The organism is Micrococcoides hystricis, assembly GCF_042434215.1.
Taxonomy (GTDB): Bacteria; Actinomycetota; Actinomycetes; order Actinomycetales; family Micrococcaceae; genus Micrococcoides; species Micrococcoides hystricis.
On record NZ_JBHLUB010000032.1, the window covers coordinates 301,700 to 318,156 of the forward strand.

General features: G+C 60.4%; 14 protein-coding genes. 10 read left to right on the plus strand and 4 right to left on the minus strand.

Annotated elements, in window-relative coordinates; translation table 11 throughout:
* Positions 1–51: 51 nt before the first annotated feature.
* Positions 52–2,415, minus strand: coding sequence for a transglycosylase domain-containing protein (locus tag ACFFFR_RS11685; RefSeq protein ID WP_377460660.1), 2,364 nt, complete (start codon positions 2,413–2,415; stop codon positions 52–54).
* A 37-nt stretch (positions 2,416–2,452) separates the two neighbouring features.
* Here ACFFFR_RS11685 and sp36 point away from each other — a divergent pair, with 37 nt between their 5' ends.
* From sp36 to ACFFFR_RS11705, 4 genes are read left to right on the plus strand one after another with little or no spacing between them, the layout of a single operon-like run.
* Positions 2,453–2,608, plus strand: a complete 156-nt coding sequence (gene sp36 / locus ACFFFR_RS11690) for a Sp36 family protein (protein ID WP_377460662.1) — start codon at positions 2,453–2,455, stop codon at positions 2,606–2,608.
* A gap of 24 nt (positions 2,609–2,632) precedes the next feature.
* Complete coding sequence (locus tag ACFFFR_RS11695; protein WP_377460664.1) at positions 2,633–3,097, plus strand: RidA family protein; 465 nt, start codon at positions 2,633–2,635, stop codon at positions 3,095–3,097.
* A 15-nt stretch (positions 3,098–3,112) separates the two neighbouring features.
* Positions 3,113–4,054 carry an NUDIX hydrolase gene (locus ACFFFR_RS11700; RefSeq protein WP_377460666.1) on the plus strand — a complete coding sequence of 314 codons (942 nt, stop codon included), beginning with the start codon at positions 3,113–3,115 and terminating at the stop codon, positions 4,052–4,054.
* Between the two features lie 33 nt (positions 4,055–4,087).
* Positions 4,088–6,163, plus strand: coding sequence for a 4-alpha-glucanotransferase (locus ACFFFR_RS11705; RefSeq protein ID WP_377460667.1), 2,076 nt, complete (start codon positions 4,088–4,090; stop codon positions 6,161–6,163).
* Between the two features lie 115 nt (positions 6,164–6,278).
* Here ACFFFR_RS11705 and ACFFFR_RS11710 read toward each other — a convergent pair whose 3' ends face one another.
* Complete coding sequence (locus ACFFFR_RS11710) at positions 6,279–6,956, minus strand: Crp/Fnr family transcriptional regulator (protein WP_377460669.1); 678 nt, start codon at positions 6,954–6,956, stop codon at positions 6,279–6,281.
* Between the two features lie 248 nt (positions 6,957–7,204).
* Here ACFFFR_RS11710 and ACFFFR_RS11715 point away from each other — a divergent pair, with 248 nt between their 5' ends.
* Positions 7,205–8,398 carry a MarP family serine protease gene (locus ACFFFR_RS11715; RefSeq protein WP_377460671.1) on the plus strand — a complete coding sequence of 398 codons (1,194 nt, stop codon included), beginning with the start codon at positions 7,205–7,207 and terminating at the stop codon, positions 8,396–8,398.
* 14 nt (positions 8,399–8,412) lie between these two features.
* Here the strand turns inward: ACFFFR_RS11715 and aroQ are convergent, their stop codons facing one another.
* On the minus strand, positions 8,413–8,889 hold the full coding sequence (gene aroQ, locus ACFFFR_RS11720) for a type II 3-dehydroquinate dehydratase (RefSeq protein WP_377460673.1): 477 nt from the start codon (positions 8,887–8,889) through the stop codon (positions 8,413–8,415).
* Between the two features lie 94 nt (positions 8,890–8,983).
* Positions 8,984–10,903 carry an acetate--CoA ligase gene (gene acs, locus ACFFFR_RS11725; protein ID WP_377460675.1) on the minus strand — a complete coding sequence of 640 codons (1,920 nt, stop codon included), beginning with the start codon at positions 10,901–10,903 and terminating at the stop codon, positions 8,984–8,986.
* A 194-nt stretch (positions 10,904–11,097) separates the two neighbouring features.
* On the opposite strand from acs, the gene ACFFFR_RS11730 reads away from it, so the two are divergent.
* From ACFFFR_RS11730 to ACFFFR_RS11750, 5 genes are all read left to right on the plus strand, one after another.
* Positions 11,098–12,282, plus strand: a complete 1,185-nt coding sequence (locus ACFFFR_RS11730; RefSeq protein WP_377460677.1) for a hypothetical protein — start codon at positions 11,098–11,100, stop codon at positions 12,280–12,282.
* A 118-nt stretch (positions 12,283–12,400) separates the two neighbouring features.
* Positions 12,401–13,138, plus strand: a complete 738-nt coding sequence (nth, locus tag ACFFFR_RS11735; protein WP_377460744.1) for an endonuclease III — start codon at positions 12,401–12,403, stop codon at positions 13,136–13,138.
* Complete coding sequence (locus ACFFFR_RS11740) at positions 13,138–13,917, plus strand: NUDIX hydrolase (RefSeq protein ID WP_377460679.1); 780 nt, start codon at positions 13,138–13,140, stop codon at positions 13,915–13,917. Before nth ends, ACFFFR_RS11740 begins: the two co-directional genes overlap by 1 nt.
* A 109-nt stretch (positions 13,918–14,026) precedes the next feature.
* A complete protein-coding gene (locus ACFFFR_RS11745) occupies positions 14,027–15,253 on the plus strand; it encodes a CpaE-like family protein (protein ID WP_377460681.1) in 1,227 nt (408 codons plus the stop codon).
* Complete coding sequence (locus ACFFFR_RS11750) at positions 15,250–16,428, plus strand: TadA family conjugal transfer-associated ATPase (RefSeq protein WP_377460683.1); 1,179 nt, start codon at positions 15,250–15,252, stop codon at positions 16,426–16,428. Before ACFFFR_RS11745 ends, ACFFFR_RS11750 begins: the two co-directional genes overlap by 4 nt.
* The last annotated feature ends 29 nt before the right edge of the window (positions 16,429–16,457 follow it).

The following is a 16,457-nucleotide window of genomic DNA, read 5'->3' on the forward strand; positions in this document are numbered from 1 at the left end:
GGTGTGCTGCTTTCGTCGGGGGACGCTAGGGTCTGAGTGACCTAGCGCTGGTTAGTCGTTGTTGCGGGAGCGGCCGGGGTTGTTGTCCCGATTGTTGTTGGAACGGTTATCGCTCTGGGACTGGTTCCCATTGTTTGAGGAGTTCTGCTGCGAGCTGCCCCGATTCTCATTCGCTGGACGGCTCGACTCGCTGCTGGCCTCGGAGGCTTGCTCACTGCGCGTGGAGTTATCGGCGTCAGCGTTGCTGCTCTGCGAGTTCGTCGAATCTGAGTCGTCGTTGCTGTCGCTGCTGGAATCAGAATCCTGACGGGTGGACGGCTCACTGATCCGGACCTTCTTCTGCGGGGCAGTGAAGGCACCGGTGTCATAGAGTGGGCCGGCTTCGGTCATGTAGCGGGTCCACATTGGACCGGCGATGATCGAACCCCACACGTCGCGGAAGACCACACCGTTGATGTTCAGCCCGACCATGGACTTGATGTCGGTGGTACGGCCAACCCAGGCGGCGGTGGACAGGCCCTTGGAGTAGCCGACGAACCAGGTGGAGGACTCGTTGTCGTTGGTACCGGTCTTACCGGCGATCGGGAAGTTGATGGCGCCCTGGGCAATACGGTCTGAGGCGATGCGCTTCATGGTGGTGTTCAGCTGTGCCACAACGTCAGAATCGATGACGTTCTCGCACTTCTTGGCAGGCACCTTGTAGCTGTTTCCGGCGGCGTCGGTCACCTTGGTGATCGCGCGTGGATTACAACGCTTACCGTCGTTAGCGAAGGTCGCGAACCCGGTGGCCTGGCTCAAAGGGGCGATTGGCTGCGCGCCGAGCAGGAAGGACGGGGTGGTCGGGTCGATGCCTTCTTGGTTATCGGCCCGGTGGAGCCCAACACGGTCCATCACGCCGGTGATCTTGCACAGATCCAGTTCCTTGGCAGCATTGACGGTGGCGGTGTTAATCGACCAGTACAGGCCGTAGTCCATGGTCATCGGCTTCTTCATGTTGCCGATCGCGTTGTTGACCTTCCAACCGTTGTTATCCAGAATCTGGATGGAACCGCCGTCAGCACAGGAGGCTTTCCAGGTGTCGTACTGCGGGAAGTGGTCACGCTGGGCGTTCACGCGGGTGCCCATGGTGCGGCCTGACTCAAGCCAGGCGACGGCAACATATGGCTTCAGGGTAGAACCACCCTGGAAACCACCGGAGTCGCCCCACTTCTTGTCCACGTTGAAGTTCACGGCAGTTGAACCGCGCTTCTTATCAATGGCGAACTTGGTGTTCTGAGCCATGGCCTTGATGTCACCGGATTTCGGATCAACCGAGATTAGGGTGGCGCCCACACCGGACTTATCGCCGATCGGGACGGACTTCTCCACCTGCTTCTGGGCCATCTTCTGCAAACGGGAATCCAGTGTGGTGGTGATCTTCAAACCGCCGCGGTACAGCAGACGTTCACGGGCAGCTTCGTCCTTTCCGAAGGTCTTATCGGCCAGGATCTGGCGGCGAACATAGTCACAGAAATACGGGCCAAAGTTCGCGCTGAAGCAACCCTGCTTCGGCTCGGAGTACTTCAGCTTCAGGGGAGCGGCGACGTACTCGTCGTACTCTTCCTTGGTGATCTTGTCATTGCGGTACATGGCTCGCAGTACCTGGTTCTGACGGTTCTTGGCGCTTTCCGGGTTGGAAATCGGATCGTGTGCGCCCGGGGACTGCACGATACCGGCCAGCAGGGCGGCCTCTGGGACAGTCAGGTCCTTAGCGGACTTGCTGAAGAACAGTTTGGACGCAGCCTCAACGCCGTAGGTGGTCCGGGAGAACAGCACCAGGTTCAGGTAGCCCTCCAAGATTTGCTCTTTGGACATCTGCTTCTCAGCGGCCACCGCAAGTTTCATTTCGCGCAGCTTGTCTCCCACGGTCTTGGTACCGGAGTAGGTCAGCCGCTTTTCCCCACGCAAGAAACCGGCGTTAATCAGCTGGTTGTTCACGTACTGCTGCGTGAGCGTGGAGGCACCCTGGGTGGTGTCCGAGGTCAGGTTGTGCACGACGATGCGGGCAAGGCCCTGGCCATCAACGCCGTGGTGCTCGTAGAAACGCTCATCCTCGATCGAGACGATCGCGTCGATCATGTTCTCCGAAATGTCATCGATTTTCACCGGGATGCGGTTCTCTTCGAAGAACTTTGCCATAAGTTTGCCATCGGCTGAATAAACTTCCGATGGCAGGGACATGGGTTCCTCTTCAAGCTCCGCAGGCAGCTCATCGAAAACACTGCTCGCGGTGGTCGCACCGGCACCGACGACGGCCGCCAATGGGGTGAACAACCCGGCGACCAACACGCCTGCCAGCGCGCTGATTCCGAAGAATGCGACGACTTTTCCAAGGGTCGTCGCGGTGTCAAAAAAGGGGGACTTGCGTTGAGCCATGGCTACTAGTTTACCCGTCTCTACTATGCTGATTCACATGAGCAAATGGGAATACACCATCACACCGTTGATGCTGCACCAAGAAGGTCCGATTCTAAACAACTGGGGCGACGAGGGCTGGGAACTGGTCACCGTCATTTCCGGTGGCGAGGGCAAACTGCCCATGGCGTACTTCAAACGCCCCAAGAACTAGCGCGAACACGCTGAAGGAGCCCCTGTGAGCAAGATTGAACAACGCCTGAACGAACTCGGCGTCACGCTGCCGCCGGTGGTCCCACCGGTAGCGGCCTACACGCCGGCCCTGCGTGACGGGGATCTCGTATACACCTCCGGACAATTGCCGATGATTAATGGCGAACTCACAGTCACCGGTAAGGTTGGCGGAACCATTTCCGCCGACCAGGCTCAAGAGCTGGCCAAAGTCTGCGCGATCAACGCGCTGGCTGCGATCAAGGAAGCCATCGGGGACTTGGACAAGATCGAACGGATCGTCAAAGTCGTCGGTTTCGTTTCCTCAGCGCCAGACTTCACCGGCCAGCCGGCCGTGGTGAACGGGGCTAGCGAATTCCTCGGGGAAGTCTTCGGTGAGCAGGGGGTCCACGCCCGCTCCGCCGTGGGCGTCGCCGTTCTTCCGCTGGATGCTCCCGTGGAAGTAGAAGTCACCGTGCGGGTGGCGGACTAACCTTTCCCCACCACCGTGACGTGGAATCTCACTCGCCGCTTTCCGCTGCCACCGGCTGCTGCCCCGGCAGCGGAAAGCTGGCGCAACTACGGCACCCGCAGACCATTACATCCCCGGGACGCGGCCACGATTGTGCTGGTCCGCGACGGTGCCACCGGCCCGGAAGTCCTCCTCACCTGCCGGAGCCCGGACTCACCCTTGGGTGCGGTCTCGTTCCCCGGCGGGGTCTGCATTCCCGCCGATGAGGACCCGGTGGGCTGGTTCGGTCGGCCACTGTCGCAATGGTCCCAGCAATTGGGCGAAACCGACTACGGCCGCGTGCGCCGGTTCGTCGTAGCTGGCGTGCGTGAGCTTTTTGAAGAGACCGGATACCTCTTAGCCGGTGCCGACCAGTTCACACTGGCCGAAGACCTACGGGGCGAAGAAGCCATCGCTGCCCGTCAAGCGCTGGCGAACGAAGACTTGTCCCTGGCCCAGATCTTGGATCGGCGGGGCTGGGGCATCCGCAGCGACTTGATCAGGCCCATTGGCCGGTGGGCCTCCCCGGACTTCGCCCACCGGCGTTTCAACACCCACTACTTTGTGGCCGCCGCGCCACCGGCACAGTCATGTTCAGTTGCAGAAGGACTCCAAAGTTGGTTGCAGTGGGTGAATGTGGCTGAATTGATACAACACCAGCACACATCCTGGTTAGGAGACATGGTCAACGCCGAACACACCCGCGGACTGAACATGGCTCAGATCACCACACCGGCAGTCCAACTGTTCTGTGAGGCGCTGAACCGCTACTCCGGTTCGGTGGCCTTCCTGCTCAGTGTCTTCCCACGTACCGCTGTGCCTTTCCTGCAGGCCCAACTCAGTGAGGGTTCTGAACCCGAACTGGTGGTGGAATTTCCGGAAAGCGCACGCGACAGTATGTGGGCGACTCCCGTGCTGTCCGGATTCAACGAACCTTAGCCTTACCCGTCAACACAACCCGGTTGGACTTACATGACTTTGCTTCGTCAACTTGCTCAAGCCCACGCGATCGGCACCGACTACGTTGCTTTCGACGGGCAGCCCAGAGACATCAGCGACGAGTCTTTGATGGCCATACTGGCGGCCATGGGCGTGGATGCCTCAGATGAGCAGGCTCAACAGCACGCGCTGCAGCAGGCCGAAGCGGCGCCCTGGCGTCGGACAGTGCCTGGCTGCACGGTTGCCCACCAAGGCGAAGAGAAACAGGTCTTGGTGCACGTGCCTCATGGCAGCCACGTCAGCGTGGACGTCGTTCACCGGCAAACCGGTCAACGAACACCACTGGAGCAGTTGGATCACTGGGTGGATCCCAAGCAGCTCGATGATGAGCTGATTGGACGAGCCACCTTCGCGATCCCAGCAGGGCTGGCACTGGGCTGGTATGACTTGCGCGCCCACACGGTCAACGGCACCGTCACCGGGACGGTGGCCATCACCCCGCAGTACGCCCGTCGCCGCGAAAACGCTGAGGGCGGGGCGCAACAGTTCTGGGGCGGTCAGGTCCAGTTGTATGCCACCACCTCGGAATCCTCCTGGGGGACCGGGGATTTCGCGGACCTTACGCTGCTGGCCCAAGAATTAGCCAAAGACGGCGCTGACTTCGTTCTCATTAACCCGGTCCACGCTGCTAATCATTATCCTCAAGTCACCGCCTCCCCGTACTCGCCCACGAGCCGCCGCTTCGTGGACCCCATGTATTTGCGTCCGCAGGCCTGCCCCGAATACACGCAGCTGACACCAGCCGCGCGTGCTCGCGTGGACGCACTCGCCGCCCAAGCGCAGCAACTCAACGAGCTGGAACTGCTCGACCGGGACCGGGCCTGGGCACTGAAATCTGCGGCCCTGCAATTGCTGTACACCGAGGGCATGACCCGCAGCCGCAAACATGAGCTAGAAACTTTCCAAACCGTAGGCGGCACAGAGCTGGCCGACTTCACCGCGTGGTTCGCCGAGCAGGCAGCCAACCATGGTGCCGGCACCGATGAGCCAACACTCTTGGAGACGGATTATCACGCTTGGCTGCAGCTAAACTGCCGTGAACAACTAGCCCAAGCCCAGCAGCAAGCGCAGGCCGCCGGAATGGATCTCGGCGTTGTGCATGACTTGGCGGTGGGTGTGGATTCTCGCAGCGCCGACGCGGACCTGCTGGCGGCGGCGCTGGTCAAAGGCATCCACGTGGGAGCCCCGCCGGACATGTTCAACCAGCTCGGCCAAGACTGGGGTCAACCACCTTGGCACCCGGAAGAGCTAGCCGCACAGGGCTACAAACCGTTCTGGGACGTGATCCGCAGCTCGATCCGGGATGCCGGCGGATTGCGGATCGACCACATCTTAGGGCTGTTTCGACTGTGGTGGATCCCGGAGGGACAGCTACCCGGAGCCGGGGCGTATGTCTACTACGACCACGAGGCGCTGATTGGTTTGGCCTTGCTGGCCGCCCACGAATCAGATGCCATGCTCATTGGCGAAGATCTGGGAACCTTCGAGCCTTGGGTTGCGGACTACCTTGCTTCCCGGGGCTTGCTGGGGACCACCATCTACTTCTTTGAGCAAGACCAGGGCTGGCCGCGAGACGCGGCCGGCTACCGTACCGGTGCGCTCGCCTCGGTCACCACACATGATTTGCCGCCGGCCGCAGGTTACCTCAGCGGCGAACACATCCGGTTGCGGGAACGGTTGGAACTGTTGACCACGGACGCGAGCGTGGAATACGACGGTTTGGCTGCCCAACGAGACGGGCTGATCAAGAACGCCCAAGAGCGTGGTTTCCTGCTGGAAGACTATGTGTTTGATGCTGATGATGAGCAATCGGTGCAGGAACTGATGGTGGCATGTCACCGGGACATGTTGCGGGCACCGAGCCAATTGCTGGGCGTTTCCGTGGTAGATATGGTCGGTCAGCGGATCGTGCAGAACCAGCCAGGCACGAGCTGGCAGTACCCGAACTGGTGCGTGCCCGTAGCCGATGCAGCAGGGCGGCGGGTTCCGGTGGAACGCTTGCGAAGCCAACCCCAGTATCAAGAACTCATGAAGGTCTTCGCCCGCTGACCGGGGTGTTCCACGGACGCCACAATCAGCAACTTAAAGCGAAAGCGGCCCCGGTTCCCTCCGCTGTCTGGTGACGCGGAATGGGCCGGAGCCGCTTGCAGAGAAGCTTGCTGTCTTAGCGGGAGCGCTGGCGCATCCGCTGCAGATCCAAAATGACCACCGCGCGGTTTTCTAGGCGAAGCCAGCCGCGCTGGACGAATTCGGCCAGCGCCTTGTTCACGGTTTCCCGGGAGGCGCCAACCAGCTGAGCCAATTCTTCCTGAGTCAGCTCGTGGGCGACCAAGATGCCATCCGGGGCCGGGCGACCGAAGCGGTCAGCCAGATCCAATAGGGCCTTGGCCACGCGGCCCGGCACGTCGGAGAAGACCAGATCGGCCAGCGATTCGTTGGTGCGGGACAGGCGCTGTGCCAGCGCTTGCAGCAGCTGAACCGAAACCTCAGGGGTGGTATGAATAATTTCTTTCAGCCGGGCGTGCTTCAGCCCGGTCAAACGCGTTTCGGAAACGGCGGTGGCCGACGCGTTACGCGGACCCGGGTTGAACAGGGCCATTTCGCCGAAGATTTCACCTGGGCCCAGAATGGCGAGCAGGTTTTCACGACCGTCGGTGGCGGTGCGACCGAGCTTGATCTTGCCCGAAACAATAAAGTACAGCTCATCTCCTGGGTCCCCTTCCCGGAAGAGAGAAGCACCGCGAGGCAGATCGATCTCAGTAAGTTCGGCGGTCAGACGAGCAAAAACGTCGTCGTCAAGATTGGCGAATAGGGGCGCGTTGCGCAGCACCTCAGTATCCATCGACAGTTCTTCCTTGGGGTTGAGCCTTATTTCATGCCGAAACTGCATACGAACATGAATGTTCTAACTATGTGACACTTTACACATCGGCGCGCGGAACCGGAAACGTAACTACTGCGTGGTAGAGGAAAATATGCTGGTAATTCCCTGAACATTAGCGTCATCTATCGCTTTTAGGCCAGTCGTGTCGGTGCCGGCGGCTAGGCTTAAGTGGTTGTTTGCGCCACCCCAACGGAATGCCGAGGTCTGTGAACTTTCTTGTCCTAGTCGTCGATCTGCTGTTGATCGTCGTGATGATCAGCTTCTTCGTCTCCGGTGCCCGTCGTGGCTTCTGGGTGACGTTGGGGACCCTTGTCGGCTTTGTTGCTGGCGCGACGCTATCTTTCTTGTCCATCCCTTTGGTGTCGCAATGGGTGGGTAATCCGTATTGGCGCCTAGCCGTAGTGCTGATCGTTGCGATCTTGCTGATCTTCATGGGGCAGGCCGTTGGTGCGGCGCTGGGTAAAGTCATTCGGCTCCGCCTCAATGTTCCCGGGCTGCGTAAGCTCGACCGCTTTATGGGCGGACTCATCAACTCCGTGGTCGCCGTGGTGGCCTACGCGGTCATTGCCTACTCGTTGTCCTCGCTGGGTGTGCCCTGGCTGACCACGGCCATCAGCCAATCTAAGGTGGTCAGCGCCATCACGGCGGTGGCGCCAACACCAACCAAGGAATGGCTGGCCAACCTTCGCTCCACCGTTCAGGGCAGTGACATCCCGGAACTGGTGGAACCGCTCTTCCCGACCACCGAACCTACTGCGGACCCAACAGATGTGCCGATCGAAGATGCGCTGGCTACCGCGCGCCGCTCGGTGGTGCGGATTACCGGTACCGCGTTCGAGTGCGGGCAGAACCAGTTCGGTTCCGGTGTGGCGATCAGCCCGACCCATGTGTTGACGAACGCCCATGTGGTTTCCGGGGTTAACGAACCGGTTATTGAGACCAACACCGGCGTGGTGGAGACGGCAACCGTGGTCTTCTTTGATGCTTCCAAGGACATGGCCGTGTTGTATGTTCCGGGCGCCGAGTTTGCCCCGATCGAACCCGGTGGTGCGCTGCCACGCGACGCTGAGGCTGTGTTGATGGGATATCCGGCCGGTGGACCGTTCCGGGCTAACTCCGCCACCATTCAGGGTTCGGGTAAGACGAATGTTCCGAACATCTATGGCGGTGAAGCCAAGAGCCTTGAGATCTACCAGTTCACCGGTCAGATCAAACACGGCAACTCCGGTGGTCCGCTGATTAGCCAGCAGGGCAAGATGGCCGCACTGGTCTTCGCCAAGGCGCAAGGCACCGATCGGACCGGGTACGCGTTGACAATGAAAGAGGTCACCCCGGTCATTGACGAGGCCAAGGAACTGACCGAGCCGGTCTCGGCAGGTCAGTGCATGGTGGGCAACTAGCCGGCGGCGAGAGCTTAGTTAGCTAGGACGGCGGCAGCCTGTTCCACGGCGTAGCGGTATCCGTTGATGCCGGCCCCAGCAATGACCGCGGTGGCAATGGCGGAGACGAATGAGTGGTGGCGGAACTCTTCCCGGGCGTGGATGTTGGAGATATGAACCTCGAAAACCGGCAACTCGACCGCTTCGAGGGCATCCCGGATGGCTACCGAGGTGTGCGAGTACGCCCCGGGGTTGATCACGATGGCTGCTGCCGGTGCGTCACCGGTGTGGTGGGCCGCGTGGATCCGATCGATAATCGCGCCTTCTGAGTTAGCTTGGAAACAGTCCACCGAGTAGCCAACCTCGCTGCCGGTTTCGCGGCACAGTTGTTCAACATCAGTCAGCGTTTGGCGTCCGTAGACCTCGGGATTACGGGTGCCGAGCATATTCAGGTTCGGGCCGTTGATCACCAACAATGGCAGTTGTGCCTTGTCTGAGGTGTGCTCCGTCATTGTTGCTCCATCCAAAACGGCGGGTGGGGGTAGATGCTTTTGAGCTTACCCTCACCCGCCGTTGCAGTTGTGGTCTGTGACCGATTGGCCTTGGTTACTGCTGTTGCATGGCGGCGGCAATCTCATCCATGACGGAGGCGTCGGCCAGTGTGGTCGTTTCGCCCACGTCCCGGCCTTCGGCCACGTCCTTGAGCAACCGGCGCATGATCTTGCCGGAGCGAGTCTTGGGCAGCTCCGGGACGATCAGCACGTTACGGGGACGGGCGATCGCCCCGATTTCTTTGGCCACGTGCTGGCGTAGCTCCTCTGATGCCGCAGCCGTGTCAAGGCCGCCGGTGTCTTCACCGACGATGACAAACGCCACGACGGCCTCACCTGTGGTCGCGTCGGCCGCGCCGACCACGGCGGCTTCAGCTACCAGCGGGTGGGCTACCAGCGCGGACTCGATTTCGGTGGTGGACAGACGGTGCCCTGACACGTTCATGACGTCATCGACGCGGCCGAGCAGCCAGATGTCACCGTCTTCATCACGCTTGGCGCCGTCACCGGCGAAGTACATGCCGTCAAAGCGAGACCAGTAGGTCTGTTTGAAGCGTTCGTGATCACCCCAAATGGTGCGGGCCATGGCGGGCCACGGTTCACGAACGACCAACAGGCCAGGGTTCTCCGGCTCTAACGGTTCACCGAACTCGTCCACCACGTCCACATTGATGCCTGGAACAGCGCGCTGCGCAGAACCGGGTTTGGTGGCGACGATGCCCGGCAGCGGCACGATCATGTGTGCGCCGGTCTCGGTCTGCCACCAAGTGTCGACGATCGGGCAGGTGCCGGCGCCGATGACATCTCGGTACCAGCGCCAGGCCTCCGGGTTGATAGCTTCACCGACGGTACCCAAAACCCGCAGGGTGGACAGGTCATATTCGGCGGGGATCTGTTCGCCCCACTTCATGAAGGTGCGGATAGCGGTGGGCGCGGTATACAGCACCGTGACACCGTATTTTTGGACGATCTCCCACCAGCGTCCGCGGTGCGGGGTGTCGGGGGTGCCTTCGTAAATGACTTGGGTGGCACCTGCCACCAGTGGGGCGTAGGCCACGTAGGAGTGGCCGGTGATCCAACCGACATCAGCGGTGCACCAGTAGACGTCTTTCTCCGGGTGGATGTCGAAGGAGTGCACAAATGTGGTCACACCTTGGGTGAGGTATCCGCCGGTGGTGTGCAGGATGCCCTTGGGTTTGCCGGTGGTTCCGGAGGTGTAGAGCACGAACAGCGGGTTCTCGGCATTGAACGGCTGGTAGGTGTGCTGGTCACTGGCTGGGTCCACTACGTCGTGCCACCAGCGGTCCCGGCCTTCGACCCAGTTGATATCTTCCCCGTTGCGGCGGACCACTAGGACGGTCTCCACGGTGTGGCCTTCGGCGCTGAGGGCCTCATCCACGGCCGGTTTGAGCATGCTTGGTTTGCCCCGGCGCCAGGAACCGTCGGCGGTGATCAGCAGTTTGGCTTCACCATCATCAACACGGGAGCGTAGGGCGTCTGCGGAGAAGCCACCGAAGACAACGGAGTGGATGGCACCTAACCGTGCGCAGGCCAGCATGGTGATGATGGCTTCGGGAATCAACGGTAGGTAGACCGCCACCCGGTCGCCCTGGACAACGCCAAGCTCGGTGAAGGCGTTGGCGGCTTTGCTGACTTCTGCGAGCAGGTCCTTGTACGTGTAGGCCCTAGAGTCGCCTGGCTCGCCTTCAAAGTAGATCGCAACCCGGTCACCATGGCCGGCTTCTACGTGACGGTCCAGCGCGTTGTAGGCGGCGTTGAGTTCACCGTCACCGAACCAGCGGGCCGTGGGCGCATCGGAGAAGTCGAGGACTTCGGTGAATTCCTTGTCCCAGTGCAGACGGGTACGAGCCTGTTCGGCCCAGTACGCCTGCGGGTCCTGATTGGCTTGCTCGTAGATGCCCGGTTGGGCGATGGCGTCAGCAGCAAACTCTGGTGTTGGGGGATACGTAGTCATCAGCGGGCACCTTCCTTGAATTTGGTTCGTGATGGCGGTCACACGTTTCAGTAGTACTTTACGGGCAAGAGAGCTGAGGTGCACAACCGGGGCGCATTCGCGTCATATTGGTCTATCTAGGAGCTGTTCAGAAGCAGGTGGTAGCGTGTTGGGGCAGAGCAAGACCGAGCATCACGTACAAGGAAGGCGCTCCGGTGGATAAGAAGTCGACGCAAACAAACAGCGGTTCGCGTGCGAAACTGCAGTTCAGCGCTGCTGAGTGGGCCATCATGGGCTGCACCGCAACCATCTTGTTGGGTTCCATTTTGCCGTGGACGCTGGTGCCTTACCCCATGAATCTGTGGAACTCTACGAGCCTGTTCATGTTGGGCGTGGGTGTGCTGTTGCCGATCGTGTACACCGTCATGATGGTCACACCGACCCTGAGCGCGTGGGCCGGGTCTAAGAAGCACTCCGGTGGGGCCACGGCTCGGTCCTGGCGAGAAGCCGTTCAGGCGCGGGCGAAGAAGATGAAGATTGGTTCACTCTCCGCCCGCCAGTTTGGTCAGGTTGCTGCTTGGCTGTCTGCCTCATACTTCGCCATCCACCTATTGACCACTTTGAGCCCGATTCTGTTGATCGGCCTGGTCGGCGCTGTGGGGCTGGTCTTGATCACGGTGTTGGACCGGCAGATTTTTGGTCGGGAAATTCATCCGGCCAACGTGGGTCAGATCCGCGAATCGGATGTGACCTTGCTGCCGCAGCCGGATAAGTCCAAGACGGAGTCTGTGCCGGAGCCTGACATGCAGACCCAAGCCGAGACGATTGACGACATCCAGCAGCGCGAAGCCCAAGAGCCTCCACGACCGACGAAACCGACAACCAGCGGGGGCGTGCCGATTATCGCAGCGGAGGACGCGTTGGCCGCAGCAGCCAAGAAAGCCAACGGCGCAACAGAAACCCGCCGAGCAGATGAGCCTGCCGATCAGAAGACCCAAGCGGTAGAGACTGAAGAGAATTCGACAGAAAACCCGCAGCCTGCCGCAGATCGGACCCAGGCGATCTCTGTGCCAGAAGCAAACCAAGCAGAGCCTGGCCGGGTGGATGCAACCCAAGCCATCGAACCGGTGCGCGAGCGGCGGCGAGAGGAAACACCGGTCATTTCCGCGCAACGGTCGGCATCATTCGACGAGCCACGCTACCGTCCTGAGGAAGCGTTTTGGTTTGCGGTTCAATACGCCCGCCCGGTGGTCACCGAGAGTACCGGAGCGCATGTTTTCACGGTGCAACCGGGCAATTGGGTGCTCGCGTTGGCGGAGCGTGAGGATGGATTCATTGTGCGCTCAGATTCAGGTGCAGTTGGACTGATGCGGGATGTTCAAAACATTGAACGTGCCTAACGAAGAGCCTCTCCCAACCGGGGAGAAACCCCAAGCGGTCAAACCGGTCGCACCGGTGGGCTTCCGTAAGTTCAAAGGGGACAAGACTGAGATCGGGAAGGTGCGGCGAGCCCGCAAAATGTACCGGATGCTCGGGGAGCTCTACCCGTACGCGGTTGCCGAACTAGATTTCGAGAACCCTTTCGAGCTGTTGGTGGCCACCGTCTTGTCTGCACAGACCACAGACGTGCGCGTCAACTCGATAACCCCGGCCCTGTTCGCGCGGTTCCCCGATGCGCACGCCATGGCTTTGGCAGATGAACGCGAACTCCAAGAGCTGGTGCGCTCTACCGGGTTCTACAAGAACAAGGCCGCGGCATTGCTGGGATTGAGCCAAGCACTCGTGGAACGCTTTAACGGTGAAGTCCCCGGTAGGCTCAAGGACCTGGTCACGTTGCCCGGGGTGGGGCGGAAGACCGCATTCGTGGTGCTGGGCAACGCGTTTGATAAGCCCGGGATTACGGTTGATACGCACTTTATGCGGTTGGCCCAGCGGTTTGGCTGGACCGAAGAAAAAGACCCGGTGAAGATTGAACGCGACGTCAACGAGCTGTTCCCGGTAAAAGACCGGGCGATCCTCTCCAACCGCGTGATTTTCCACGGGCGCAGGATTTGTCACGCCCAGAAACCGGCGTGCGGGATTTGCCCGCTGGCACGGTACTGTCCAAGCTACGGTGCCGGTGAAACTGATCCAGAAAAAGCAGCCCTGCTAGCTCGCTATGAACTGGCGCCTGGTCGTGAGGAACTGCACCAGCTGATGTACGACGGTTTGACCCGGCGCCAATTGCGGGCCATGGGCTACGGTTTGGAGGCCTGATGTCCCCGTTGGAAGCGAACGCCTTTGATCAGCTGACAGCTTTAGCGGAACGGTACAAAAGTGGGGAAGACCGCCACCGGCTCGCGGAAATGATTGCCGGGGCCGACCGTGTTGATGGCAAGTCTGTGTACGTGCGGCAGCAATGGCAACTCGATCAACTGGATCTGGACACCGCACGACAGGCCGCGGTGCTGATCTTGTTTCGGGCGCTAGATGATGTCCCGGCCGATTACCGTGATAGCGCAGTGCCCTCTGACCTAGACCTCTTGTTCGTCCAGCGGGCCCCGACCCTCTCAAAGCACCCGGGGCAGGTAGCTTTCCCCGGTGGCAAGGTTGACCCCACTGATGCTTCACCGGTGGCAGCAGCCTTGCGTGAAGCGGAAGAAGAGACCGGCCTGGATCCTGACGGGGTCGAAGTGCTCTGTTCGTTACCCTTGACGCCGCTACCGGTCACTAACTTCTTGGTGACCCCGGTGCTGGGATGGTGGACCAAACCCTCTGACATCTTTGTCGTCAGCGAGACCGAGTCGCAGCGGGTGTTCCGGGCGCCCGTTGCTGATCTTGTTGACCCCGCCAAACGGTACACGGCAACATTGCAACGCGGGGAAATGACCCACAAATCCCCGGGGTTCGACGTCTGCGGAACCTTGATCTGGGGGTTCACCGGTTTCCTCGTTGACCGCTTGCTGACGGATCTAGGGTGGGCGCAACCGTGGGATCGGGACCGGACCATCACCCCACCGCTGTCACAGTCCAGCCCAACGCTGCCACCGCGGTAGGAAACGGGGAGGACCTGTCCACTCCACAGTCTGGCGGCCGCTGAGCCGTTGTCCCCAGTGCGGGAAGTGAGGCCCGCGGAACGTCCGCCAGCCCACAGATGCTGGCGGCATGGAGAAAGAACACCTCACCACCGGCAAAGGGTTTTGCTTGCACGCACTCCAGCCGGAACTATTGGCAGAGATTGCCCCGGTGTGCGCGACGGCCCAGCTAGATGTGCTGCCCCTTGCCGAACGGAACAAGCGAGCAGGTCAACCCAAGGCGATCTTCTACTCCTTGATCACTGCTCCCAGCGAGCCTAGCCGGGAACCGGTTTTCTTAGTTGGGTACCACACCGAAATCGCTGAGCTGTATCGCCAAGCAGCCCTAGTGGAGGCACAGGTAGTGGTCATCCCGGACGCCACCGAGTGGTTGTTGTCAGCGTTGAGTGAGGAACAGACCACCTCAGCTGCGCTGGTTACGGTTGTCGCCGGAAGCACTGGCGGTTCAGGTGCCAGCACTGTGGCAACCCTGTGCGCGGTGCGCGCCGCAGCGCAAGGTAATCGCATGCTCTTAGTAGATGGCACTGCTCACCCGACACCTCAGGTAGGGGTCGCATCTTTGCTCAATGCGCATGCTACGCACGACGCCGGTTGGGATGAGATCTTACAGCTTCACGAATTACCCACCGCGGAGAACCTGCGGCAGCACGTCGCACATCAAGAGGTCAGGGCCGGAAAACTCTGGTGGATCAGTGCCCATCAGGACAGACTGACACTGCCTGTCTGCCAACTGGCGGCGTTGGTACGTAGGTATCGGCACCATTTTGATCAAATCATCATTGATGCAGGCGCAGCTGACCGAGCAAAAACTCTAGAAGCCGACCGGTATCTGCTTGTCACGGGCATGACCGACCAAGCTGATGCAGCCTGCTTTTTCCTGGAGAAAACAACGACCAGGTGGAATCTGGTTCTTAACGGAACTCCGGCTCGGAACTGGACGCCAAGTCGCTTCGCCGAAGCGTCGGGACATCCTGTGCTGGGACGAATCAAACCGTTGACGTTGGACGGTCGGACCTTACTCAAAGTGGCGCTGCGAAGATCGCTAGCGTTTCTCGACCCAACACACAGGCCACCCACAACACAGTCGACGACCGAAAAGTCGGACAGTGTCCGCGAGCCGGTGGTGAAACGGCAGCCTGTGACACCACAGTCTGCCCGACGCACCACTGAGGAAGAGCCCATACGCGCCACGAACACTGGGGTCACAGTAAGTCATCGTGAACGTCCGTGGATACCGCAAAATCCTTCACCATCACTGTGGAAGATGTTGCAAGCTCGGCTGCAGGTGCTGCCATGAGTGCCCGACACGAACAGCCAGACGCTGTCCTGCATGAAGAGCTCAAGATTTCTCTTGGACAAGACGGACATCCTGATCCAGAGACGATCGCCAACAAGATCGGTCAGCTCGATCAATTGATGTCACTGACCGGAACCCGCCAGCTGTACCGAGAACTTGATGCGGACTTCAATGGGCTGGGACCGCTGGAAAAGTTTCTCACAGACCCCTGCGTCACGGATGTGTTGGTCGACCCGGACGGGAAAGTGTGGGTTGATTCAGATCGAGGTCTCAGCTTGGCCCAGGAGAGTCCGCTTTCTGAAGTCGTGCGTCGAAGACTGGCGGTGAAGATCATCGCGAACGCCGGAAAGCGTTTGGATGAATCCGTCCCGTTCGCCGATGTGAATTGCGGTAGGTACCGGTTCCACGCCGTCATCCCACCGATCAGCCCAACCGGCACCACGATCTCCGTGCGGGTCCACCGCAAGGACAGCCCCACGCTGGCCGAGTTGCAGGCCAGCTGGCCCGATCGTGAGGTGTGGCTCGCCGTGCTGCAGACCCTCGTGCTTGGCCGTCACAACTTCCTGATTTCTGGAGCCACGGGAAGTGGGAAAACAACGCTCTTGGCGGCCGCACTGTCGCTGGTTGCTCCGGCGGAGCGGATCCTTATTGTTGAGGACGCCTTAGAGCTGCGACCGGCTCACCCCCAGACTTTGTCGCTGCAGACTCGCCCGCCCAACATTGAAGGCAGCGGCACGATCGAACTGTCAGAACTGATTCGTCAGGCATTACGGATGCGCCCTGACCGACTCATTGTTGGCGAGTGCCGTGGAGCTGAAATTAAAGACTTCCTCACCGCCATGAACACCGGCCACGCCGGCGCCGGAGGCACCCTGCATGCCAATAGCGTCGCAGCGGTGCCGGCACGGCTCATCGCCATGGGCTCATTAGCGGGAATGAGCCCAGAAACGACGGCCCTGCAGGCGGGATCAGCGCTCGAATTTGTGCTCCATGTGGACAGGACAGCCCAAGGTCGACGTCCGGTCGAGTTCGCCAAGTTAGCGGTCGATCAGCACCGCCTCGTGGTACATCCACTCCTGCGTTACCAACCAGCAGAGCCAGGCGAAAAACAGAGACTCAGTAGCGGCAAGGACTGGCAAGATTTTGCCCGCAGCATGGACAGGTATGCGACATGATGAGCATCTACGCAGCCGCTTTGGCAACA